Source organism: Mucilaginibacter sp. P4_G9 (assembly GCF_056400985.1).
Window position 1 is genome coordinate 1 of sequence record NZ_JBFUKF010000046.1, and the last position, 22,288, is coordinate 22,288.

Sequence of the window (22,288 nt, forward strand, 5' to 3'; positions counted from 1 at the left end):
TTAGGAATGCAGAAAGTACGTACGATCGGTATAAAACTAGCCAATAAATGTATGATAATGGCAGGAATTGCTTACAATCTTAAGAAGTTAATTAAATATGGAGGGAATAGGCTTTGGCATGAGATTTTAAGCTTATTAGAGCCTTTTAAGACATCTGATTTTTATTGYGCTTAAATCAGATGCCAGGCTAAAATGATCGCACAACTTAGTTTATTGTTCGTTAAAGGGTTAGTTGTGCAACAGCCACCTCCAGGCTTGTGTGYCCGCCGACAGGTAAACGCCATGCTAAGTATACGCCACGCAAATCCCGAATGTTATTTTATATCCGGGATTTGTATTTTAAGCGGGGCGAAAGAATAATATTAAAAGATTGACGTTAACAAGTTGCGTAGTTGATTTTCCTAAAGGCATGGCGTATATTGAGCATGCGGGCGCACAAGCCTGGAGGCGGCAGCGGAGCCAAGTATGGGCAACACCTTTAACTTTCTAATGAAGCAAGCTTCCAACTTTCATATAAAATCCCTATCTTGCTAATACCTATATAAGTGAATTAAGTGAGTAAGAGCATTAGTTATAAATTGAATTATGAAAACTATAAAAGAAGATTATTTAATCATCGACAATCTGGTTGATCTCTCATATTTTGAAACTCACGGCGAAACTATAACTGGTGCTTATAATACACAATCAAGTTGGAGACGAGCCGCTGAAGGCACGTATATTTTGGTTTACAATATATCTTATCAAGCTGGCAATCAAAAAAATAATAAATATTTGGTTTCATATAGCGCGACACTTCAACAGCAATGTATTTTTGATGATATTGATAGTGATGTAGCGAAGATAATTGAGATTAAGCAGAAAATGCATATTTCCCTGCGCAAGTTTCTTGAAGATAATTGCCAATCATTTTTTCACTTATTAAAATTTGAACTCCAAGAATTTACACAGGACAGTACAATTAGGGAAAAGGCTAGTATTTATCGCGTAATGGATGCAAAGCCGTTCGAAGAACTAAGTCAGATTGAAAGAGAAATGGAAGAATTTCATTATGGACAAAACGTTTTAAAAATAGTCGTAAATGAATAGAAGCTAAAAAGGGTTTTCCTAATTAGCTTCCTTGTTTATCAGTTTTATTCAGGTTACAGCAACAAATACTAAACAGCTATAAGTTCTGCTATTCGTTTAACAAATAGATGGTTTTCTGAATAATTTTGTGTAAATTTTAATTTCTATGTTAATCATACAGGTACACTTGAATACTCTGCGTCCGTTTAGCTTCTGGTCGGTGTTATCACCGCACCAGCCAAAGCTTGTATTTTACATATGCTTTAGTTGCAAATCCATATAATACCGGGCTTCCGTAAGGCCAACTGGAAGTGGTGCGGTGATAACATCGACCACAGGCTGAACGGTGTTATCCTGATCCATTGCTAATTCTCAATCTATTTTATAGTATAACCAACATAAAAGAATGCACTTGATTTATTGACCAATTGTGCCTCATGAAAAATGCTGTTAAATTGCCAGGCAATTCCGCCGATGACGCTGRTCGGTTTATCTTTAGCGGAAAAGAACAACCCCAGTCCAACATTGGTCGGATTGTCGGGCATCCGGAAATTTGTTCTGGAATAGATATTGAAACCAACAATATTGGCGTCATAGATGGTTGGAAGGTATCCAAGGTCGAGTTTAAGAGGCAAAGTGGTTACACCTTTATAGGCACCGAGCTTACCGGGTTGACCGGTGATAACAGCATTACTGCCGGAAGTGATCATGGTGGTGTTCAGCGTCCCGTCTTTCAGGTCGTCTGTATTGTTACTGCCTTTGACGCCGAAGGAACCGCCGAAAAGCCAGAATGTCCGGTGGGAACCACCTGAGGTTGCCACCGCCCATTCCTTGTTGAAATGTACGTCGAAAGCCAGACCCCATTTATTCAGGTCCGCTGCTTTTGCAGCCAAGGTATCGATCAGGGTATATTTATCATAACTAAGGCCACCGCGGAGGTATAGTGCATAAGGGTTAACGATAGCTTTGGCAGTATCGCCGCCAGTGATTCCCCAGGTCAGATTCAGGTTTCCACCGGCGTTAACTTTGCCTTTGCTTACCAAATTACCCAATCCATCTTTCAACTTAAAGGTAAAATCGGTGCCATAAATGAATTTATAGGACTTTAAAAAGCCACTAGTACCGTCATAGTCACCGGGTCGCATTCTGTTATAGCCCAAAGTTACGGACTCATTGGCAGAATTAACACGTACCCAGCCAAAGGGTACATTGGAAAGAAATATAGAAGATTCTCCCTTTGAGTCTTCAAAAAGGGTTTGTGCTTGTACCGCCAGCTTAGCGATTATGAGCAATAACAGCAGAAGGGTTCTTTTGAACATATCGTTTTAAGGTTAGGTTTTCATTTATCTTGTCATTGTCATTCAGGAATTTAATGGTTTTGTTTTTGCTGTAGGTTTTAAGCGTATCACCTTTAGGGGATGTTACTAAGATCGACAAGGTGTATTTTGCTTTGTTCTTTTTAGCAATTACAGCTGAACTGATCGGCACTATCGATATACCGCTATCCAGTTTCGCATAAGTGACCAGGATCAGGCTGTCTTTATCTGCATTGAAATCGAGACAGTCATGCGAATAATTCTTACCATTAAAATAAAACCCGCTAACGTCAAAATCTGTAAGTGTGCCGCTATATGACAAATTGATTTTGACGTAATTAGCTGAATCCGACTTGGCCAAAGGTTGAAGGCATCCGGACTGCAACAGAGCACTTGTGTCAGATTTGATAGAATCTATGCCGGACGAGCTGGTCGATGATTCAGTATTACGGCTCAAAGGGTTAAAAAAAAAGAGGATCAGCGCAATCAGTATACCAATGATTAGCACCCATATCCACCAATTATTTTTTTTGGGTTGTAAGTTGTTTGGTGTCATAGCGTGAAAGGTTTGCCTAAATATAAGCAAAAACAATTCATCATCAATGTTTTACGAGAAAATATCAGCGATATAGCCAATCTGCCGCTAACATCGGCTTTCAACTACAACTCATCGCAGGAAAACTTAAACGCTAAGCCAAAAATATTATAATATTAAAGAAATTCTAACACTAATTCCTCCTATTCTTTTTCTAAAGATACCCGGTTCTCACGGTTTCGACTATCAATTTAAAATAACCCACAATGCCCGAAAAGATCAACTCGAAAAAATAGTTTTATATTCAGAAATTCCGCCCCTTTGGCGAAAGTGTTGTGCGGCTGCATGCGGGAGGATCACTTGTGACTTTTGTAAACTAATCACATCGTAAGCACAGGTCGCCCCCTTGTTGATGTTCTCTGCTGTCTTATAGTAATTATAGCCCCATTTATAATTGTCAAAAAAACAATTATAATGCTATCGAAATGCGTTAGCCATACCACGATATTACACCTCAAAAAGAGCAACAAATTTTTATTCTTATTAAAAAGATATACATTTGTTAATAATTGTTAAAAAAACAATTATTAATTATTAACCTCAAAAAATTAAACCTGATGTCTGTTAAGCGTGTTTTGCCGGCACTATGCCTGGCGATGTTGTTTGTTGCTGATTTGGCCCATGGCCAGGGTAGCTCCGTTTTAGGTGTTCAAAAGGCGAAAATCCCTGCCGCAAAACCCATTAGTAAGGATCTTTTCGGAGTGTTTTTTGAGGACCTGAGCTACGCGGCTGATGGCGGCCTTTACGCCGAACTTATTCAGAACAGTTCATTTGAGTACAGCGCGAGCGACAGGAAAACATGGAACCCGCTAACCAACTGGGAATATACTACCGAGGGCTATGGCTACGGTACAATATCTGTAGAAACAGCTAAACCGGTGCACCCCAATAACCCGCACTATGTGCTGCTGAATATCGACGATGCCGGGCAGCAGGGTGTGGGCATTACCAATGCCGGTTACGATGGTATCAGCATCAAAGCAGGCCAAAAATATGATTTCTCCATCTATGTAAGGCAAATATCGGCCAAACCTGTTGGCATGCAAGTGCAACTGTGCGGAGACAAGGGTGCGGTATACGGAACATTTTCATTCCAGACCCAGGCCGGCGCATGGAAAAAATATACAGGGACTATTACCGCCACAGAAAGCGCCGATTCGGCAAGGCTTACGGTGCTTGGCAGGGAACGTTCGGTATTGGCTATCGACGAAGTTTCGCTGTTTCCGCATAATACCTTTAAAAACCAGCCCAACGGGCTGCGGGCCGACCTTGCCCAGGCCATAGCCGGTCTTGAGCCTAAGTTTCTCCGTTTTCCGGGTGGCTGCCTTGTGCACGGCGATGGCGTTAATAACATATACCGCTGGAAAAATACCATAGGCCCTGTTGAGCAGCGCGCACAACAGCGCAACATCTGGAACTACCATCAAAGCACCGGTCTGGGCTTTTACGAATATTTTAGATTTTGCGAAGATATTGGCGCCAAACCGCTGCCGGTAGTGGCGGCCGGGGTAAGCTGCCAAAATTCGGGTGGAACCTGGCGAATAGGGGGAACCGGCCAAAAAGGAATCCCTTTGACCGAAATGAAAAGCTATATCCAGGATGTGCTCGACCTGATAGAATATGCCAACGGACCCGCCACCTCGGTTTGGGGTGCTAAAAGGGCGGCAGCAGGCCATCCCAAACCTTTTAACCTGCAGTATGTGGGTATTGGCAACGAGGATAAGCAAACCRATGATTTTAGAGACCGCTTTAAAATGATATACGATGCCGTACGCGCAAAACATCCCGAAATTACCATCGTGGGCACGGTAGGCCCCGCACCCTCGGGCGAAGATTATGATCTGGGATGGAAGTTTGCCGACCAGTTATCGGTGCCCGTTGTTGATGAACACTTTTACGAAAACCCCGAATGGTTTCTGAAAAACAATAACCGGTATGACAGCTTCCGCAGGCCAAAATCAAAGGTATACATCGGCGAATATGCATCCAGGGGTAACAACCTTATCAACGCGCTTTCGGAAGCCGCTTTTATGACCAGCCTTGAACGTAACGGCGATATTGTGCAAATGGCATCCTATGCGCCGCTGCTGGCCAACCTTAAACATACCTCCTGGAACCCCAACCTCATTTATTTTAATAACAAAACCCTGGCGCCTACGGTAAATTACTATGTTCAGCAATTATTTTCGGTTAACCAGGGCGATGCGTATATCCCCGGTATAGTATCATTTAACCAGCCCGCCGCCCACGCCGACTCAACCCTGGCTGCATCATGCGTTCAAAACAGCAAAACCGGCGATATTATTTTAAAAATAGTTAATGCCGGTCCGCAGGCTGCAACTGCCAGTGCAAATTTGTCTGGTCTGGGCGTGGTAGCCGCTAAGGCCGCAATTGATGTGCTACAAGGCCAGCCTACTGACAAAAATACCATTGATCAGCCAAAAAATATCGTGCCGTCACACGCTGAAATCAGTATATCACAACTGGGCAGTTACGCCGTACCACCATATTCTTTAAGTGTGATACGCATCAGTTTAAAAGCAAATTAATGGCCCTTTTAGCCTCCCCTGAGGTCGGTTATCTTTGTAATGACGGCCTATTTATTGTTTAGGGATCAAAAACTTTCGTTTTCCCCGAAGTGTCAGCAGGCCAGCTTCGGGCGAAAACGGTAGAGTTTGCGATCCTGTACAGTTCGGGATTGCTTCGTACCTCGCAATGACGGTTTATTTATAGATTTACCAATGATAAACCAATACACTAACATTTGATATTTTGACCAGGAAAGAGATAGATGCATTTATAATAGCTCATTTGCTGAAAAGAATACCAATTTCGGCGACTGAACAGGAGCATTTTTGCTCATTGATGACAGTTCGGAAAGTTTTGCCGAGGCAGTATTTATTGCAGGAAGGAGATGTATGTAAGTATGAATTTTTTGTAGTGCAGGGATTCCTCAGATCCTTTTTTATGGACGACAAGGGAAACCAGCATACCCTCAATTTTGCTATGGAGGATTGGTGGATTTCGGATACCAAAAGCTTTCTTCGGGAAACTCCTTCCTCCATAAATATTATAGCGCAGGAACTGTCTATCGTATTGCAGATCGACAAAAAAAGTATCGACCAGCTATATAAGGATTTCCCGGTTTTTGAAAGATTCTGGAGGATTTTGAACCAGAATTTTAATATAGCACAAAACGAGCGGCTTTTGAGCGCCATTTCAATGGACGGCGCTCAGCGGTACGAGGCAATGCGTAAAAAATACCCGGCTATTGAAAACCGCATGCCTCAAAAACATATAGCATCCTACCTGGGTATTACACCGGTATTTTTAAGCATGATCAGGAGAAACAGTTAATCCGTTCAACTAATTTAACGTTAAATATTAAAATAATTGAACACCGGACAATTTTTCTGTTTCCATATTTGACCTGTGCAATTATTTAAACATAATACCAACGTTATGAAACTTGATCATGCAGCTTTACAGGTGAAAAATATGGATAGCGCGATAGCTTTTTATACCGAAAAATTAGGTTTCGGCTTAAATCACAGGGCCATAAACGAAGAGGAACAGGAGGAGTATGCCTTTATTTCGTCCGGAGACGTTAGGATTGAACTGATAAAGGATTTAACTAACAATTATGAACCCGGACCTTTGAAAAAACCATACTGCCCCCACCTGTGTATGGAAGTTGACGATATGAAAGCTGCCCTTACAAGCCTTGAATTAATGAATATTCAAATTTTAAGAGGTCCGTTAACTATCGAAAATGAAGAAACCTGGGTGTATTTTTCGGACCCCGATCATAATGTACTTGAATATATTCAATGGTATAACAAAAAGTGAGTGGGTTGATGAGGCTGTGAAATACCGTAATGGCGTTTAGGACCAAACTTACGAAGTTTTTGAAACTTCGTAAGTTTTTACAATCACGTCATCGCTTATAAAGCGATGAAATTACTTCTTCCACTCATTATCTACCAATCGCCAAATCCCCGTTGGGTTAGCATGCTGCAGGGCCAAAGGCAACAAACCATCCGGGCAGTTTTGATAACATACCGGGCGTACCCAGCGTTTTACGGCATTGGTGCCTACCGCGGTAAAGCGGCTATCGGTTGTAGCCGGATAAGGGCCGCCGTGCACCATACTGTGGCAAACTTCGACACCCGTTGGTACACCATTAAACAGGATGCGGCCGGCAACAGACGGCAGTAATTGCAGCAGACTTGCATGGGCTGCAAAATCCTCATTGGTACCCATCACCGTTGTGGTTAGCTGGCCCGATACTGATTTTAATACTTTGATCAGCTCCTGCTCATCTTTGCAGCTCACCATTAAAGAGTATGGACCAAAAACTTCTTCGTGCAATAAAGGGTTATCCAAAAATGTTTCGCCGCTAACCAAAGCAACGGTTGGCAGGGCCTCAATATCACTGGCCGCGGTGGCCGATTGTTGTATCACTTTTACACCATCCTGCTCAAGGGCGGCATGGCTCTTTTTTTGGTATGCCGAATGGATACTGGCATGCAGCATTTTTGCAGGCTGCACGGCCTCAATACCTTTGCCCAGGCCATCCAGGAAGCCGTAAAGCCCGTCGCTTTCGATGGCTATCATCAGGCCGGGATTGGTGCAAAACTGGCCCATACCCAAGGTAATGGAACCGGCATATTGCGCAGCAAGGTTAGCCGCGTTTTTATTTAATGTATCGGGTAAAAATATAACCGGGTTTATGCTGCCCATCTCAGAAAATACCGGGATAGGGTTTTTGCGTTGCGAGGAATAATCATATAAAGCCTTGCCGCCTACGGTTGAGCCGGTAAAGCCCACGGCTGCTGTATCTGGTGCCTGAACTAAAGCCTTACCGCTCTCGAACGAAGTGCCATGCACATGCTGAAAAACAAACTGCGGCATATTGCTGCCTGCAATAGCTTTTTTGATGGCGCTGTATACCATTTCGGATGTTTCGGCATGTGCAGGATGCGCTTTTACTACTACCGGGCAGCCTGCCGCCAAAGCGCTTGCGGTATCGCCACCCGCGGTTGAATAAGCGAAAGGGAAATTACTGGCGCCAAAAACAACCACCGGCCCCAGCGGGATCAGCATTTTGCGTAGATCGGGTTTGGGGAGCGGAGCCCTGTCGGGGATGGCGGTATCAATACTGGCTTCTACCCAGCTGCCTTCGCGCAGCATGGTTGCAAACATGCGCAGCTGACCTGTTGTACGTGCGCGTTCGCCGGCCAGGCGCGGAATTGGCAGGTTAGTTTCTTCGGACGCTTTTTGAAGTAAGGCATCGCCCAAAGCTTCAATTTCGGTGGCGATTGCCTCCAGAAACAGGCTTTTTTCTTCGATGCTTGTTTTTTGGTAAGCCTCAAACGCTGCCTGCGATTGCAGCATTACCTGGTTTATTTCTTCAACGCTCGCTTCTTTAAAGTTATTTGCCATAGCAGATATTTGTTTGGATTAAGAACGGTTTGACCCGTTAATATGTTTAAGCAAATATATCTAAAGTGAGCCGAAAGCTGTGGGTATTTTCTATCTGGTAGTAACAGGATTTTGTCTTTTTTTTAGTCCTTCCAGGTCGTGCCGAACTTGTTTTTGGCATCATAACGTGCCGAAACAAGTTCGGCCATGACTTTAATCATTAGCTCGCCTTGTTTTAATTAATATTTAATATATACTTGTTTACGGTAAATTAAAGTTACCTTTAGGAAATTCCATCCCCAAGCAAATACCGCATACCTTAAGCGTTGCCATTTTATAATACGGTGATAGTTAAGCTTTAACATAATATCAGCCTTTTACAGGCTGCAGTAACCGTAAAAAAATTCATATGATAGTCGCTAAACAATCCATTGAAACCGAAACCCGCATGTATATGTACGACCTGCTGAACACCGCCAAAGAATTTGGCTTTAAGGCAGAGGACAGCTGGGAGCTGAGCATGGTAACCAATACTGAAAGAATAAAGATCCAGAAAGATTATTATCCAACCATAGCCGCCAAAGTAGGGCCGGAGATTTTGTTGCAGGTGTTTCACACTATTAAAGCACGACTTAACCAGACGTTCCATAAAGAAGAACCCAGGAATGATGGACGTGGTGGGGCTGTAACCGAGGACCTTAATTACCTGGTTGCATTTAACCCTAAAAGACCGAGGACCTAATAAAGCATTACCCCTTTTGTGGTTTTAAATAACTGATTGCGCTTCCTTTTTAAAATTGGGGGCGCTTTTTTGTGAAATGGATTTAGCTGCTTTGTTAATGATATATTTGTGCGATGTTTAGTTGTAATTTATAATATGGTAGACAAGGCATTGAGTTTAAACGGCAGGATTTGGTTTGAAACGCCCGATGGTAAGTTATTAGGTCGTGGCCGGGTAGAGCTGCTGGAGCGCATACAGCAATCGGGTTCATTAAGACAGGCGGCTTTGCAAATGAAAATGTCGTACAGGCAGGCCTGGGAAATGATCAGTTATATGAATGAGCATTTTGGGTCGCCGGTGGTTATCTCACACCGGGGCGGTAAAGGGGGCGGTAGCGCCGAGCTTACCGAAAAAGGCCTTAAAGCAATCGAACAGTTTAAATTGTTTCAGCAAAAGTTCCAGGAATTTTTAAAAGAAAATAGTTCACTTATCCAGGTCTGATTGATCAAATAAGCGTAATTCCATAAACCGGTAAAACAAACCGGTTTGTTTTTTATTTATCGTTATGTAAATAAAAGCATAACGAATTGTATCTTGCAGCCGCATGCATAAAAACTATTACTTATTATTATTGATGTTGTTAGCTTGCAGCTGCCTGTTTGCGCAGGGCAGCAAAAAAGCAAAAGATACGGTTGCCAAAAAAAAGGATACTGCACAGATAAAAAAGCAGGAGCTTAACGAGGTAGTGGTATCTGCATCACGCATCGGCGAAAGTATTTTACGGTCGCCGGTAAGTATCGAAAAAATAACTGCAGCTGATTTTAAACGGTCGGCAGCACCATCATTTTTTGATGCGCTGGAGAATGTAAAAGGTGTGCAGCTGATAACCCCGAGCCTTGGTTTCCGGATAATTAACACCCGGGGTTTTGCCAATACCACCAACGTACGCTTTACCCAACTGGTTGATGGGGTTGATAACCAGGCACCGCATATAGGTGCGCCAATTGGCGATGCTATGGGCTCCAGCGACCTGGATATCGAAAGCGTGGAGATCATCCCCGGCACGGCGTCGGCTTTATATGGCCTCAATGCCATTAACGGCCTGGCTAATTTTATAACTAAAGATCCCTTTACCAGCCAGGGTATCAGCATTCAGCAAAAAACGGGCATCAACCACATCGGCGATTCTGAAACATCGGCCAAATTATTTTCAGAAACCAGTTTCAGGGTGGCGAAAGCTATCTCCAAAAAGTTCGCCTTTAAAATAAACGGAACCTATACCACGGGTTATGATTGGATTGCCGATAACCGCACCGACCTGAACGCGGCTGCAAATGCTAAATTAGGCATTCCCGGCGGGCCGGATAATCCTGGTTATGACCCCGTAAATGGTTACGGCAATGAATCATCCGACAGGAAAACGGCTACCCTTGGTGGTAAGCAATACTCCATTGCCCGCACCGGTTATGCCGAAAAGGATGTAACCAGCTACAATTTGCACAACGTGAAAGTTGATGTGGGCCTGGCTTATAAAATAAATAATAACACCCGCCTTACCTATACTTATCGCTTTGCCGACCTGGATAACGTTTACCAGCGCGCAAACCGTTTCAGGCTATCGGGCTACATTTTACAGCAACACGCGCTCGAACTAAAAAATAATATTTACCAGGTACGAGCTTATTGGACGAGYGAGAACACCGGCAAATCATACAACCTGCGTTCGGCCGCCGAAAACGAGGACCGTAACTACAAAGATGATAATACCTGGTATGCCGAGTTTACCAAAGGCTTTAATACCGCAACAACCGGTGGAGCAACGGTACGGCAGGCTTTGCAACAGGCCCGCCAGCTGGCAGATGCAGGCAGGTACCAACCCGGAACAGCAGCTTTTAAAGCAACGCTTGATAAGCTGGCCGACATCAATAACTGGGATGTTGGTTCGGCCCTGCGGGTAAAGGATGATATGTGGCATGTGGAAGGGCAGGTTGATATCTCCAATGCCATTTCATCAACCTTTAAAAAAGAAACCGGGCTCGATCTGTTAGCAGGCTTTGATCACCGTACCTACATTATTCACCCGGACGGTAACTACTTTATTAATTATGTGAAGGGTAAAGAGTACAGCAATATTGATTACAGCAAAACCGGTGGTTTTGTACAGGTTGCCAAAGAATTTTTTGATCATGAACTAAAACTATCGGCCACCCTGCGCGCCGACAGGAACGATTATTTCAGCCTGAAATTAAACCCACGCTTTACCGCGGTTTATTCGCCTGTGCCTGAACAAAATTTCAGGGTATCGTACCAAAGCGGCTACCGTTTCCCGAGCATTTTCGAGGCCTTCTCCAATGTAAACAGCGGTGGGGTAAAACGGGTAGGTGGTTTAAGGGTGGTATCGAGCGGGGTTTTTGAAAACTCATATATCCGTACCTCTATCGATGCTTTCCAGGCGGCTGTTAAAAATGATTTCAATGCAGGGAGCACTACCAGCGCGGCCATTGAAAAGGAGAAAGGCCTGCTTAAAAAAAATACTTACACCTATTTACAGCCCGAGCATATCAATTCATTTGAGGCAGGCTATAAATCCCTGTTTTTTGAGAGCGATTTAAGTGTGGATGCTGATTTTTACTACAACAGGTATAACAATTTCATCGGGCAGATTGAGATCAACGTACCTAATACCCAAAAACCAGATTCCATCCCGTATTACCTTAACGACAAAACCAAACAAGCCCGCTACCGCGCCTGGACAAACTCGCAGAGTACAGTTTACAACATTGGCGGAAGTTTGGGCTTGCAGTATAAGGTATGGCAAAAGTTTATTCTGTCGGGCAATGTATCTTACGCCAAATTACAACGTATGGCCAATGAGGATGCTTTGGAGGATGGCTTTAATACCCCGCAATGGATCACCAATTATTCATTCGGGGGTAACCGGGTAATAGGTAATTTGGGGTTTAATGCAACTTACAAATGGCAAAGCGGTTTTTACTGGCAGTCGTTTTTAGTTAACGGTAAGGTGCGGGCTTACGGCACTATTGATGCGCAGGTTAATTATGATTTCCTGAAAACCGGACTTAACGTTAAAATTGGGGCAAACAACCTGACCAATAAATACTATTACTCCTTTTTAGGCGGGCCAGCCATAGGCGGTTTTTACTATACCACGCTCACATTGAATATAAAGTAAATTCCTGGTTAAAAAAATAGCCTGCCCGGCAAACTCGGGCAGGCTATTTTTTTAACCAGGAATGGTTTAGATCACGTTAATCTCAACGTTGATGTTGCCCCGTGTAGCTTTAGAATACGGACATGTCTGGTGAGCAGCATCTGCCAGGGCCTGGGCAATTTCACGTTCTATACCTGGCAGGTTTATGTTGAGGCGAGCCTGGAGAGCGTAAGCATCGCCGGTTGAAACCAAATCTACTTCGGTGTCAACAGCCCCATCGGCGGGGAACCTTACTTTCATTTTACCGGCCGCAATTTTCATTGCGCCAATAAAACAGGCCGACCAGCCGGCGGCAAACAGTTGCTCTGGATTGGTGCCGCTGCCCTGGGTGCCGGGAACAGAAAGCTTAATATCCAAACGGTCATCAGAGCTGCGTGACGAGCCGCCATCGCGGCCGCCTGTAGTGTGGGTTTTACCTGTGTATAATACTTTTTCGGTTGGGGTTTCGGTGATTGCTGATGCATCTCCTATTTTGTTACTTTCCATTGTTTTATTTTTTAAATTGTTTTTATTGTTAGTCAAAAGTACCGCTGTATTGCCTTGCGGCCTATCACCAAATGGCTTAAGACGGCCAAATTGATCCTGAGTTAGACATTTTTAAATCTGGATTATACATCCTTGTTAACGCAAAGATTTGAACGCCGCGCGGAGTTCTTGTTCTTCCTTTTTACCACGCCGATCATCTGGCAATCCTGTGGGTTACTTTCAAAAGGAGCGCTTGCAAGAAACGACATTGACAGTAACGATATCAGGCCGATAATTAACCTGTTTTGCCCGTATTTGCAAAATGTGTTCATGATGCTTATTATTTTGCTGTACCTGTTGCGTTGTTGAAACCTGCCCTGGCGGCGGCTAAAATTTCGCCGTTGGTTTGGTTTTGTATCAGCCCCAATACTTCCCAGTTTTGAGCGTTGAACTCTTTTGGCAATATAAGGGTACTGCTGCCGGTTCCGGTGGCATCAAGCACGGCACGCTGTATTTTGCGGACTATTTGTACATGAGAGAGTATGTGACCGGCGTTTTCGCCACGTTCTACTTTACTTTGAGCTGCTTTTTGTACGATGGCCACAAGTAAACTAATATCCTTAAGGCCCTTGCCTGACTGGTATTGTATTATAAGCTTTTCTCCCTCCTGGCGGGCCTGGAGTGCCAGGCTTGCAGAAGGTTTAATTGCCAGCTGATTCGAGATAGCATTGCGAAGCGCCGGCTCATCCGAGCCTACAAACTCTGCCGTTCCGTTTACAACAACCTGTGGCGTATAAACCTGAGCGCTAAGCCACTGCCCGTATTGCATCTGCCTTTTCGAAAAATCGGCGCTGCTAAAAACATCTTTCCAGCCCAGGCGGTTCCAATAATCTACATGGTAAGCCAGTAAATAAACAACCTTGCCTTGTGCTTCCTGCTGTATTTTGGCCAGCAGCTCATCTGCAGGCGGGCAGCTTGAGCAGCCTTCTGATGTAAACAGCTCCAATACTGCGAAACCATTTCCGGCAGTTTTTGCCGTATTTTTTTTAACAGGGATCTTATCATCACCCATAAAGGCCATGATGGATAAGGCACTGATAATAAATCCTGTGGTAATTGCTAAAATTCTGATAGATTTCATTTTCTTTTTGATTTGTACCGCAAAACTATTTTGAAAGCGGGCGCTCGGTTAGCTCAAACTGGTCTGGTTGGACATAATCCCCGGGGAGTTGGGTAAATTGGGTGCTGAGGTGGACAGCCATGCAATCATGAATCCGGCTCAGAAACACACGGCAAGAGAGGCTCAAATAGGCCAGGGATGTGCGGCTACTGGGGTATCGGTTTTTCAGAAGGGAATACCATGACTCGTCGACAATATTGCAGTGTTTCTTATTTTATAAAAAATCTCATAGGCTTAATTATGATATTGAACCTAAGCAGTACAAGTGCATCTCCCTTAATATCAAATAAGACAGATAAGGATAGTAACACCATCAGATTAGTTTAGGTTTGATAAGCCATTATACCCGAAAATTCCGGAACCCATGCTGTTATTCAATTTTCCTGGAAAAGAGAATTGTTGGTTGTTTCAATAAAATTCTAAATGGATACCAAAGACATGATGCAAAAACAAATTAAGCTCCTCCTTCTGCTATGCCTGCTCAACACGCATTATTTATATGCTAAAACAATAGCGGGGACTTTACCCGTTAAGTTAGCCTGCGAATTAATGCCCGATCCATTAGGTATTGACATAAAAAATCCCGGCTTGAGCTATATTTTAAAATCATTTCAAAAAAACCAGAGGGACGTACATCAAACCGCCTATCAAATATTGGTATCCGGCACTCCTGGTTTCAAAAAAGGCGGTGATTTATGGGACTCAAAAAAAGTGATGAGCGATCAAATGGCATACATCCAGTACAAAGGTAAAGCGTTAATATCCGGACAGAAATGCTGGTGGAAGGTAAGGATTTGGGATCAGGCTGGTCACCAATCTTCCTGGAGCAAAACGGCAAACTGGACTATGGGCATCCTCAGCCCAGATGATTGGAAAGCCAGCTGGATAAGCGCACCTGGCGCAGAAAAATATGCCTTAAGCCCGGTTGGCTTTAAATCTGCTGATGCTGAATCAGCAGGTGTAAACAAATGGGTTCAGGTTGACCTGGGTAAGTCTTCCTCCTTTTCTGAAGTAATGCTGTATCCCATGTTTTTTGCTGATCAGGCGGGTTATGCTTTCCCCGTAAGATATAAAGTATCAGCTTCTGATGACCCATCCTTTAAAACAGAAACCATTATAGCCGATTTTACCAGGGAGGATTTTAAGAACCCCCGTTTTTCGCCTGTTCATCTTCCAACAAAAGGTGCCACCGGGAGGTATGTACGCGTTACTGCAACCCAGCTTGCTCAAAAGGCAACCGGTTATTCCTTCGCTTTAAGACAAATTGAAGTGTTTTCAGGGGGGAAGAACATAGCCGCCGGTAAACCGGTAGCTGCCCTGGACGGTGATGACAGTAATGGATTTTCCAAAATAAACCTTACAGACCGGGTTAGCGATTATAAAGATTTTCCCAATTACTCCTCCATGCTTTTGCGGAAAGAATTCGGCGTGAAACCAGCCCTTGTTCGGGCAACCATCAATATAAGTGGCCTTTCGGCATACGAACTAACTATTAACGGCCATAAAATTGGTGATTACCTGCTCACACCGGGATGGACAGATTACCGTAAAACAGTTTTGTACGATACCTACGATGTTACCCGGCAGCTAAAAAATGGGTACAATGCTATTGGCATTATGTTAGGTAACAGCGTTTATAATATACAGCCGGATACAACAAGGTATGTGAAGTTCCTGACAACATTTGGCCCTGCCAAGGCGATAGCACAGCTAAAGCTGGAATATGCTGATGGTTCTGCCGAGACTGTGATAACTGATAAAAGTTGGAAGGCATCGCCCGGACCTGTAACTTATTCCAACTTATACGGTGGTGAAGATTTCAATGCAAATCTTGAACCACATGGATGGAATAACGCAGGTTTTATAGCAGGCAAACACTGGGTGCCTGCTTTGGAAACTTCCGGTCCGGGTGGCATGTTAAAAGGTCTTTCTGCGGCTTCGCCTCCTGTAAAAGCTATTGACTCTATCTCCCCCGTTAAAATAAGTAAGATCAACGACCATGTCTGGATTTATGACTTTGGTCAGAATGCCTCCATGATGCCGGCACTCCKGGTTAGCGGGCCAAAAGGATCACGGGTTCGCATGATACCATCAGAGCTGCTGGGAGAAAATGGCCTGGTTGACAGGCGTTCTGCAACACAGGATGGGGTAAGGCCCGCCTGGTGGGAATATACGCTGGCTGGAACTGGAGATGAAAAGTACTTTCCTAAGTATTTTTACCAGGGAGCCCGTTATCTCCAGGTGGAATTGTACCCCCCTGAGCAGGGCGGGAATTTGCCAAAGGTTGGTCAGTTAACCGACGTGATTGTTCACTCATCATCCAGGCCGGTAGGCAGTTTTGAATGCTCCAATATCTTATTCAATAAAATTTACAGCCTGGTACGCTGGGCACAGCGCAGTAACATGATGAGCCTGATGACCGATTGCCCACAGCGTGAAAAAATGGGATGGCTGGAAGAGAATCACCTCAATGGTCCTGCGTTAAGGTATAATTATGATATGGCCTTGTTATTCAGAAAAACGATGAATGATATGGCGGATGCGCAACTGGAGAATGGTTTTGTGCCGAACATTGCCCCTGAATATTTTATAGCAGGCTCCCCATCGTTAACCAACGGGATGAGGAATTCACCGGAGTGGGGAAGTTCCTTTATCATTGTGCCGTGGCAGCAGTACCTGTTCTCAGGTGATGTGTCTTTGTTAGAGCGGTGCTATGACCGCATGAAACGATACGTTGAATTTTTGTCCAAAGAATCTGTTAATAATATCATACACACTGGCTTGGGCGATTGGTATGATATCGGCCCGAAAGAACCCTGGGGTTCGCAACTTACACCGGTTTCATATACCGGGACGGCAATATATTATTATGATAACTGGATCATGTATAATATTGCTAAAAAGCTGAATAAAACTGCAGATGCCGGACTATTTAAAAATGCATCGGAGCAGATTCGTATGGCTTTTAATAAGGAATTTTACAAGCAGGCAACCGGAACCTATTCAACCGGTTCGCAGGCCACCAGTGCCATGGCTCTTTTCTTTAATTTCACAGAACCGGATAACCGCGAAAATTTACTAAATAAGCTGGTTGACGATATTCATAATCATCAGGATAGTTTTACAACAGGGGAGGTTGCTTACCGCTTTCTGCTTCGCGCATTAGCCGATAACGGTCGTTCGGATGTAGTTTATGCTATGAATAATCAATCTGATAAACCGGGTTATGGTTACCAGATTAAGATGGGAGCCACCAGCCTTACCGAAAAATGGGATGCAGGAGTAGGTAATTTTGGCTCACAAAATCATTTTATGTCCGGGCAAATTAATGAATGGTTTTTCAACAACCTTGTAGGGATCTGCCCGGCAGAAGATGGCCCCGGTTTCCGGAAATTCGTAATCAAACCAGATTTCGTAAATGATTTGAATTGGGTGAAAGGTAGTTTTACTTCGATAAGCGGGGACATCAGCGTAGCGTGGAAAAGGATTGCCGGTAATTTAGAGCTGGATGTAATTGTCCCGGAAAATACCCATGCGCTACTATACCTGCCAGCTTCGGAACCAAAGCAGGTTTTTGAAAGCAATAAACCTGTATCTGAATCTGTTGGTGTAAAATTTTCCAAATCAGAAAACAACAAATTAGCTTACGATCTGGCCTCTGGTAAATATCACTTTGTGGTTAAAAATAATAAATGATTATAAATAATTTAAACGTTAACCTGTTTTAACGTGAACTAACTCCTGAAAAAGCGAACACCTTAAACAAAAAACGCCCTAAATAATTTATTTAGGGCGTTTTTTGTTTAATAGAATGTGCCTGGCGGAGAGAGGATAATTAAACTGAGGTATATTTTATAGTAGAACACTTTTTAATAGAAATAGACAATCAAATGAAACCTTAAATAGGTTTTTGGTGTTCATTTGAAAGCTACACAGCTGAAAGATCATCACAGAAGCCATCTTCGTCCTGCCTGGAAGCTTATTTGTATTTTGTTCAATCTATGATAAAACCAAAAATCATTCCCGAGGTATTTGCTTTGCGGGCTATTATTGAGAACCTTGAGGATGCGGTAGTTACGCACGATCTCAATCATATTATCCTCAATTTTAATCCGGCGGCAGAAAAAATGCTGGGCTTAAATGCAGAAGAGCTACATGGTTATGACATCCGCAAATTAATACCCGCAGAGCTGCACACCGAACACGAGCAAATATTCAATACCCTGCTTGAAGGAGAAAAGGTCTCCCATTTCAGAACATTAAGACAATCTGCCGATAATCGTGTTTTTCCTGTTTCGCTCACCGTTTCCCCGGTAAAGGATGAATCAGGCAAGGTTATTGGCGCATCCCATATCCTGCACGATATCACTGCCGAAAAGGAAGCAGAGGTTAAACACAGCATGCTTTCGGCCATTATTGAAGATTCTGAAGATGCGATTATCAGTAAAAACCTCGATGGTGTAATTACCAGCTGGAATAAAGGGGCTGAAGCCATATTTGGTTATAGGCCGGAAGAAGTAATTGGAAAACATATTACCGTATTGATTCCGGAAGAAAGAATACATGAAGAAGACACGATTTTAGCGAACATCCGACAGGGAAACAAAATCGCGCACTTTGAAACGATAAGGAAGAGCAAATCAGGCGGGCTCATACCTATATCACTTACTGTTTCCCCTGTACGGGATAAGCAAGGTGAAATTGTTGGCGTATCCAAAATAGCCCGGAACATAAACCATAAAAAACTGGCAGAGGAGCGGCAGGCCATCCTGGCTGCTATCGTCGAAAATTCCGACGATGCTATCATCAGCAAAACGCTGGGGGGCATTATCACCAGCTGGAACAAAGGGGCCGAAAAGATCTTTGGTTACAAAGAACAGGAGGTAATCGGCAAACATATATCTATTATCATCCCGCCCGACCGGATGGAGGAAGAAACCGGGATTCTCAATCAACTTAAAGCCGGCAATTCGCTCGAACATTTTCAAACCATCCGGATCGGTAAAAATGGAAACCTGATCCATATTTCGCTCACTGTGTCGCCGGTTAAGGATGGCCAGGGAAAAATTATCGGCGCATCCAAGATTGCACGGGATATCACCCGCGAAAAAGAAGCGGAGGCTACTATTAAAGAGCTCAGCCGTAAAAAAGATGAATTTATCGCCATGGCTTCCCATGAACTCAAAACGCCGCTGACTTCCATGAACGGTTACCTTCAATTACTCGGCAGAAGGGCGATAGAACCCAACAAGCCATTTGTAGAAAAGAGCATCAGGCAACTCGAAAAACTTAACGCGCTGGTAAATGACCTCTTTGATATATCGAAAATTCAATCCGGCAAACTGCAGTTCACTTTTGAAGAGTTTGATATCTTGCAACTGGTACAGGAGATACTTGACCCGATAATGGAATCGAACCCGACCTTTCAATTTCATACAAAGCTGGAGGCTGATGTATACATAGAAGCTGACAGGATGAGAATAGAACAGGTAATTACCAATTTGGTAGTAAACGCAATAAAATATTCGCCCGATAGCCGTAGTATAGACATTGAGCTGAAGCGAAAGGTGGATGAACTAATCTTTATGGTTGAAGATCACGGCATAGGTATAGATGCTGAGCATCTGCCGCACATCTTCAACCAGTTTTTCAGAGTGCAGGGCCCAAGCAAAAGAATTTCGGGTTTAGGCCTCGGCTTGTTCATCACCAGGGAGATTATAGAGCGCCACAATGGTAGAATATGGGTGGAGAGCGAGCCTTGTAAGGGCTCCCGGTTTTTCTTCACCCTTCCGTTAAAACAAACAACGGAGGTGAAGTTGTCAACGGATAATTACCATTTTCGTTGTTAATATTCAGTCATTGCGGTAACCTATTTTGGCTTTTTCCCCTGGCTTTCCTGCCAATACATTTGAGTTACCATCAGCCATCCTATTCAACTATCACCCGTACACGTGCAAGGTTTTGGATACGGGTAAAAGGATTTGTGACGTCGCCTTGCCGCTGTGATACACCCTTCAACGTAACAAAATAAGTTCCTGGCCTGGAAAAGGTGTAGGTGGTCTTCAGTATTACACGTGAACCTGTTTTATTAGTTGGTGTAAGTGTGCCTTTAACCGGGAAGGTGCCATTCCCCTCAAAATCCCACGCTGCCGCTACCACCTTGCCTGCGTGCGGAGGCACTTCAATTGTGCCATTAAAAACAACTGGCTCACCGGGCTTTACTTCGGCACGGTCGGTGCTGTTGACCTGCAACGTTACAACCGGCTGTATACCTTTGCGCTCCCCTGCAGAAGCGGGTACAACGACTTGCCCGTCCACTATTTTATAATTTGTAGTCGCAGCAGGGGCAAGTCCTTTTTCCACCCAGGCACTTAAATCAAGTAGGGCCTGGTGTAACACAGCGACGTAGCTGACAACGTGGGTTGGAGCATTGGGATTTGATAAGTCGCCGTGATTGGCGTGGTCAGTAAACCATAGCCGGAAATTGTTATCCAGGCTGTCGCCCATGTTTTCCCGCAGTTTGGTCCGGTACCAGTCCGCTTGCCAGGGGAAAGCTTCGCTGTCCCACAACGATTCCACCAAGATCATCTTACCCTTGAACTTGCCCTTTGGTAACACCCCGGAAGCACCCCGGGTAAATATTGGCCCAAGTAGCATCGGACGTTGCGGATATATCGGCTTGCCGGCCGGATCACGAAACTGATCCCATACATAATATTCTTTACCGGGTACCTGATGACGATGATAAGTTTGTACAGCGAGGAAGTTGGAATTATCTACCTGTACAGTATCCCCGGGCTTTACCTTGGCAAGCCAAGTGCGGCTGTTAGTAGGGCTAAGAACAACCTTATCATCCGCAGTTTTGGTTATTTGCAAAACCTGGCCGGCAGCAGCCCCACTTTTTATGATCAGATCGCCGCCGATAAAATTAACATCAGGCAGTGTGTCCTCCAACTGAAATGCAACAGGCATAGCCCCTTCCTTTTCACCCATGCTTTTCCAGGCTGCATCGGCAGTCCCTTTTTCCTCAGCTGAAAGTGGTGCGGCCAATCCTATCTTGACGGCTTCGTCATTCGTTACCCCTGCTTTTATCCTACTTGCTTTTTGTATTCGTGCTTTTAAAAGAGATGCGGGTGGATTAGCCCCCAGATAGCCGGGAACGTGCCAAAAATCTTCCTTGAAGTACTTGGAGTCGATCCCGACGATACTCTGGTAAAGAACCAAGAAACCATGAACGCCCATTGTTTTATAAGCGAACCAGGCCTTTGGCGGAAAACCCATTTTGGTTGCCTCTTGCAGTGCCCCCTTTTCTTCGGCGTTGAGCCCGGCATCCACAGCCACCCTGCTTCCAGGTTCCAATGCATCTACAATGCCTGGAAGTTTGTCGTGTAGTATCCGCATCGCATTCATGCGCACGGTGAAGACGTTGGGGATAGCCACAGGCGAACCCATAACAAACGGAACAACACCGTCCCATACACCTTCGGTGTTTTCAACGCTGCCAAGCGTCCGATAAGCACCACCACTACCACCAAAACCGTAGCCGTATGGCCGATTTTCGCTGCCATAAACCTGGCCCGCAATCACCCGTGAAAATTGGGCTGAAGCTGCATTGGCACGGTAAGCTCCGATGGTAGGATCTGCATTAAATTTAGGCTTAGAAAAATCAATTTTTCCGCCACCATTCGTCTCGATAAAATATGCACCGCTATTACTAGAGAAGCTTATCATGTCGTCCTCTCCCTTTGCATTTTGTGCAAGGTTTTCATTGTCCGGGAAAGGAGTAAAGTATTGAAAAAACCTTCCCTGATACTGTTCTTTTGGCGGAAAGTAAAAAGAGAAACGGGTTTCAGTTCCCTTGAAGCCCCCGTGAACATAACGATGGCGTACAGGTTTATCCCGCCATTCGTCCAAATCCACAAAGGGTTCTTTGAAAAGCGAGTCTTTTGTTTTGAAATTTTTAGCAAGCTCCTGGCTTAACTGTGGCAAATTGTTTTGAGCCTTAACAACAGAAGAATAGGTAAGTGCCAGACAAAATAATAGTTTATAAAAATATATATATCGCATACACAATGATTTTTATTGATTTACTTTTTAATTATCATTATTTCTCATCGGAAATTCCACAATCCAATAACAATGGAATTTGCCCAATCGGAAAAAAGGAGGATTCATTATTAAATTGCACCATCTTACCTTCTTAGTCCTATCACAAAGTCTCAATAATTGAAAACTTAAAAAAATACGCCTTTTGCCATTTTTGATACAATATTTACATCTCTTACTT

General features: G+C 44.0%; 16 protein-coding genes. 9 read left to right on the forward strand and 7 right to left on the reverse strand.

The window, feature by feature from the left end:
• Positions 1–585 precede the first annotated feature (585 nt).
• Entirely contained in the window at positions 586–1,089 is a 504-nt protein-coding gene (locus AC1DPZ_RS06690; protein ID WP_477402100.1) for a hypothetical protein, read from the forward strand.
• Between the two features lie 356 nt (positions 1,090–1,445).
• On the opposite strand, the gene AC1DPZ_RS06695 is transcribed toward AC1DPZ_RS06690, so the two are convergent.
• Both AC1DPZ_RS06695 and AC1DPZ_RS06700 read right to left on the reverse strand, forming a co-directional pair.
• A complete protein-coding gene (locus AC1DPZ_RS06695) occupies positions 1,446–2,387 on the reverse strand; it encodes a hypothetical protein (RefSeq protein ID WP_477402102.1) in 942 nt (313 codons plus the stop codon).
• Positions 2,344–2,940: a hypothetical protein gene (locus AC1DPZ_RS06700; RefSeq protein ID WP_477402104.1), complete on the reverse strand. Its 597-nt coding sequence runs from the start codon at positions 2,938–2,940 to the stop codon at positions 2,344–2,346. Before AC1DPZ_RS06700 ends, AC1DPZ_RS06695 begins: the two co-directional genes overlap by 44 nt.
• Before the next feature lie 596 nt (positions 2,941–3,536).
• Between AC1DPZ_RS06700 and AC1DPZ_RS06705 the strand changes: the two genes are divergently transcribed.
• The 3 genes from AC1DPZ_RS06705 to AC1DPZ_RS06715 all read left to right on the forward strand — a co-directional run bounded on the left by AC1DPZ_RS06705 (position 3,537) and on the right by AC1DPZ_RS06715 (position 6,828).
• Positions 3,537–5,528: an alpha-L-arabinofuranosidase C-terminal domain-containing protein gene (locus AC1DPZ_RS06705; RefSeq protein WP_477402105.1), complete on the forward strand. Its 1,992-nt coding sequence runs from the start codon at positions 3,537–3,539 to the stop codon at positions 5,526–5,528.
• Between the two features lie 223 nt (positions 5,529–5,751).
• A complete protein-coding gene (locus AC1DPZ_RS06710) occupies positions 5,752–6,336 on the forward strand; it encodes a Crp/Fnr family transcriptional regulator (protein ID WP_477402107.1) in 585 nt (194 codons plus the stop codon).
• 105 nt (positions 6,337–6,441) lie between these two features.
• The gene (locus AC1DPZ_RS06715; RefSeq protein WP_477402108.1) at positions 6,442–6,828 is read left to right on the forward strand and encodes a VOC family protein; all 387 of its coding nucleotides are present in this window, start codon (positions 6,442–6,444) and stop codon (positions 6,826–6,828) included.
• A gap of 111 nt (positions 6,829–6,939) precedes the next feature.
• Here the strand turns inward: AC1DPZ_RS06715 and AC1DPZ_RS06720 are convergent, their stop codons facing one another.
• Entirely contained in the window at positions 6,940–8,424 is a 1,485-nt protein-coding gene (locus tag AC1DPZ_RS06720) for an aldehyde dehydrogenase (NADP(+)) (protein WP_477402109.1), read from the reverse strand.
• 388 nt (positions 8,425–8,812) lie between these two features.
• Here AC1DPZ_RS06720 and AC1DPZ_RS06725 point away from each other — a divergent pair, with 388 nt between their 5' ends.
• The 3 genes from AC1DPZ_RS06725 (at position 8,813) to AC1DPZ_RS06735 (ending at position 12,317) form a co-directional block, all read left to right on the forward strand.
• Positions 8,813–9,145: a hypothetical protein gene (locus AC1DPZ_RS06725; RefSeq protein WP_477402111.1), complete on the forward strand. Its 333-nt coding sequence runs from the start codon at positions 8,813–8,815 to the stop codon at positions 9,143–9,145.
• Between the two features lie 135 nt (positions 9,146–9,280).
• Positions 9,281–9,625, forward strand: a complete 345-nt coding sequence (locus AC1DPZ_RS06730) for a winged helix-turn-helix domain-containing protein (protein ID WP_477402112.1) — start codon at positions 9,281–9,283, stop codon at positions 9,623–9,625.
• Between the two features lie 103 nt (positions 9,626–9,728).
• Positions 9,729–12,317 (forward strand): TonB-dependent receptor, encoded by a 2,589-nt coding sequence (locus AC1DPZ_RS06735; protein ID WP_477402114.1) that lies wholly within the window; start codon positions 9,729–9,731, stop codon positions 12,315–12,317.
• Positions 12,318–12,383: 66 nt separating this feature from the next.
• On the opposite strand, the gene AC1DPZ_RS06740 is transcribed toward AC1DPZ_RS06735, so the two are convergent.
• The 3 genes from AC1DPZ_RS06740 to AC1DPZ_RS06750 form a co-directional block, all read right to left on the reverse strand.
• Positions 12,384–12,842 (reverse strand): organic hydroperoxide resistance protein, encoded by a 459-nt coding sequence (locus AC1DPZ_RS06740; protein ID WP_477402115.1) that lies wholly within the window; start codon positions 12,840–12,842, stop codon positions 12,384–12,386.
• Positions 12,843–12,964: 122 nt separating this feature from the next.
• Positions 12,965–13,153, reverse strand: coding sequence for a hypothetical protein (locus AC1DPZ_RS06745; protein ID WP_477402117.1), 189 nt, complete (start codon positions 13,151–13,153; stop codon positions 12,965–12,967).
• Positions 13,154–13,161: 8 nt separating this feature from the next.
• Positions 13,162–13,962, reverse strand: coding sequence for a DUF1223 domain-containing protein (locus tag AC1DPZ_RS06750; RefSeq protein ID WP_477402118.1), 801 nt, complete (start codon positions 13,960–13,962; stop codon positions 13,162–13,164).
• 462 nt (positions 13,963–14,424) lie between these two features.
• Between AC1DPZ_RS06750 and AC1DPZ_RS06755 the strand changes: the two genes are divergently transcribed.
• Both AC1DPZ_RS06755 and AC1DPZ_RS06760 read left to right on the forward strand, forming a co-directional pair.
• Positions 14,425–17,697 carry a family 78 glycoside hydrolase catalytic domain gene (locus AC1DPZ_RS06755; RefSeq protein ID WP_477402120.1) on the forward strand — a complete coding sequence of 1,091 codons (3,273 nt, stop codon included), beginning with the start codon at positions 14,425–14,427 and terminating at the stop codon, positions 17,695–17,697.
• Positions 17,698–18,002: 305 nt separating this feature from the next.
• Positions 18,003–19,850: a PAS domain S-box protein gene (locus AC1DPZ_RS06760; protein WP_477402121.1), complete on the forward strand. Its 1,848-nt coding sequence runs from the start codon at positions 18,003–18,005 to the stop codon at positions 19,848–19,850.
• Between the two features lie 79 nt (positions 19,851–19,929).
• On the opposite strand, the gene AC1DPZ_RS06765 is transcribed toward AC1DPZ_RS06760, so the two are convergent.
• Positions 19,930–22,068, reverse strand: a complete 2,139-nt coding sequence (locus AC1DPZ_RS06765) for a PKD domain-containing protein (protein ID WP_477402122.1) — start codon at positions 22,066–22,068, stop codon at positions 19,930–19,932.
• Between the last annotated feature and the right edge of the window lie 220 nt (positions 22,069–22,288).

What these genes read in the sequence shown, in the direction of transcription:
- AC1DPZ_RS06690 (WP_477402100.1), top strand. Translation starts at nt 586, where the DNA reads ATGAAAACTATAAAAGAAGATTATTTAATCATCGACAATCTGGTTGAT.
- AC1DPZ_RS06700 (WP_477402104.1), bottom strand. Translation starts at nt 2,940, where the DNA reads ATGACACCAAACAACTTACAACCCAAAAAAAATAATTGGTGGATATGG.
- AC1DPZ_RS06715 (WP_477402108.1), top strand. Translation starts at nt 6,442, where the DNA reads ATGAAACTTGATCATGCAGCTTTACAGGTGAAAAATATGGATAGCGCG.
- AC1DPZ_RS06720 (WP_477402109.1), bottom strand. Translation starts at nt 8,424, where the DNA reads ATGGCAAATAACTTTAAAGAAGCGAGCGTTGAAGAAATAAACCAGGTA.
- AC1DPZ_RS06725 (WP_477402111.1), top strand. Translation starts at nt 8,813, where the DNA reads ATGATAGTCGCTAAACAATCCATTGAAACCGAAACCCGCATGTATATG.
- AC1DPZ_RS06730 (WP_477402112.1), top strand. Translation starts at nt 9,281, where the DNA reads ATGGTAGACAAGGCATTGAGTTTAAACGGCAGGATTTGGTTTGAAACG.
- AC1DPZ_RS06740 (WP_477402115.1), bottom strand. Translation starts at nt 12,842, where the DNA reads ATGGAAAGTAACAAAATAGGAGATGCATCAGCAATCACCGAAACCCCA.
- AC1DPZ_RS06745 (WP_477402117.1), bottom strand. Translation starts at nt 13,153, where the DNA reads ATGAACACATTTTGCAAATACGGGCAAAACAGGTTAATTATCGGCCTG.
- AC1DPZ_RS06750 (WP_477402118.1), bottom strand. Translation starts at nt 13,962, where the DNA reads ATGAAATCTATCAGAATTTTAGCAATTACCACAGGATTTATTATCAGT.
- AC1DPZ_RS06760 (WP_477402121.1), top strand. Translation starts at nt 18,003, where the DNA reads ATGATAAAACCAAAAATCATTCCCGAGGTATTTGCTTTGCGGGCTATT.
- AC1DPZ_RS06765 (WP_477402122.1), bottom strand. Translation starts at nt 22,068, where the DNA reads ATGCGATATATATATTTTTATAAACTATTATTTTGTCTGGCACTTACC.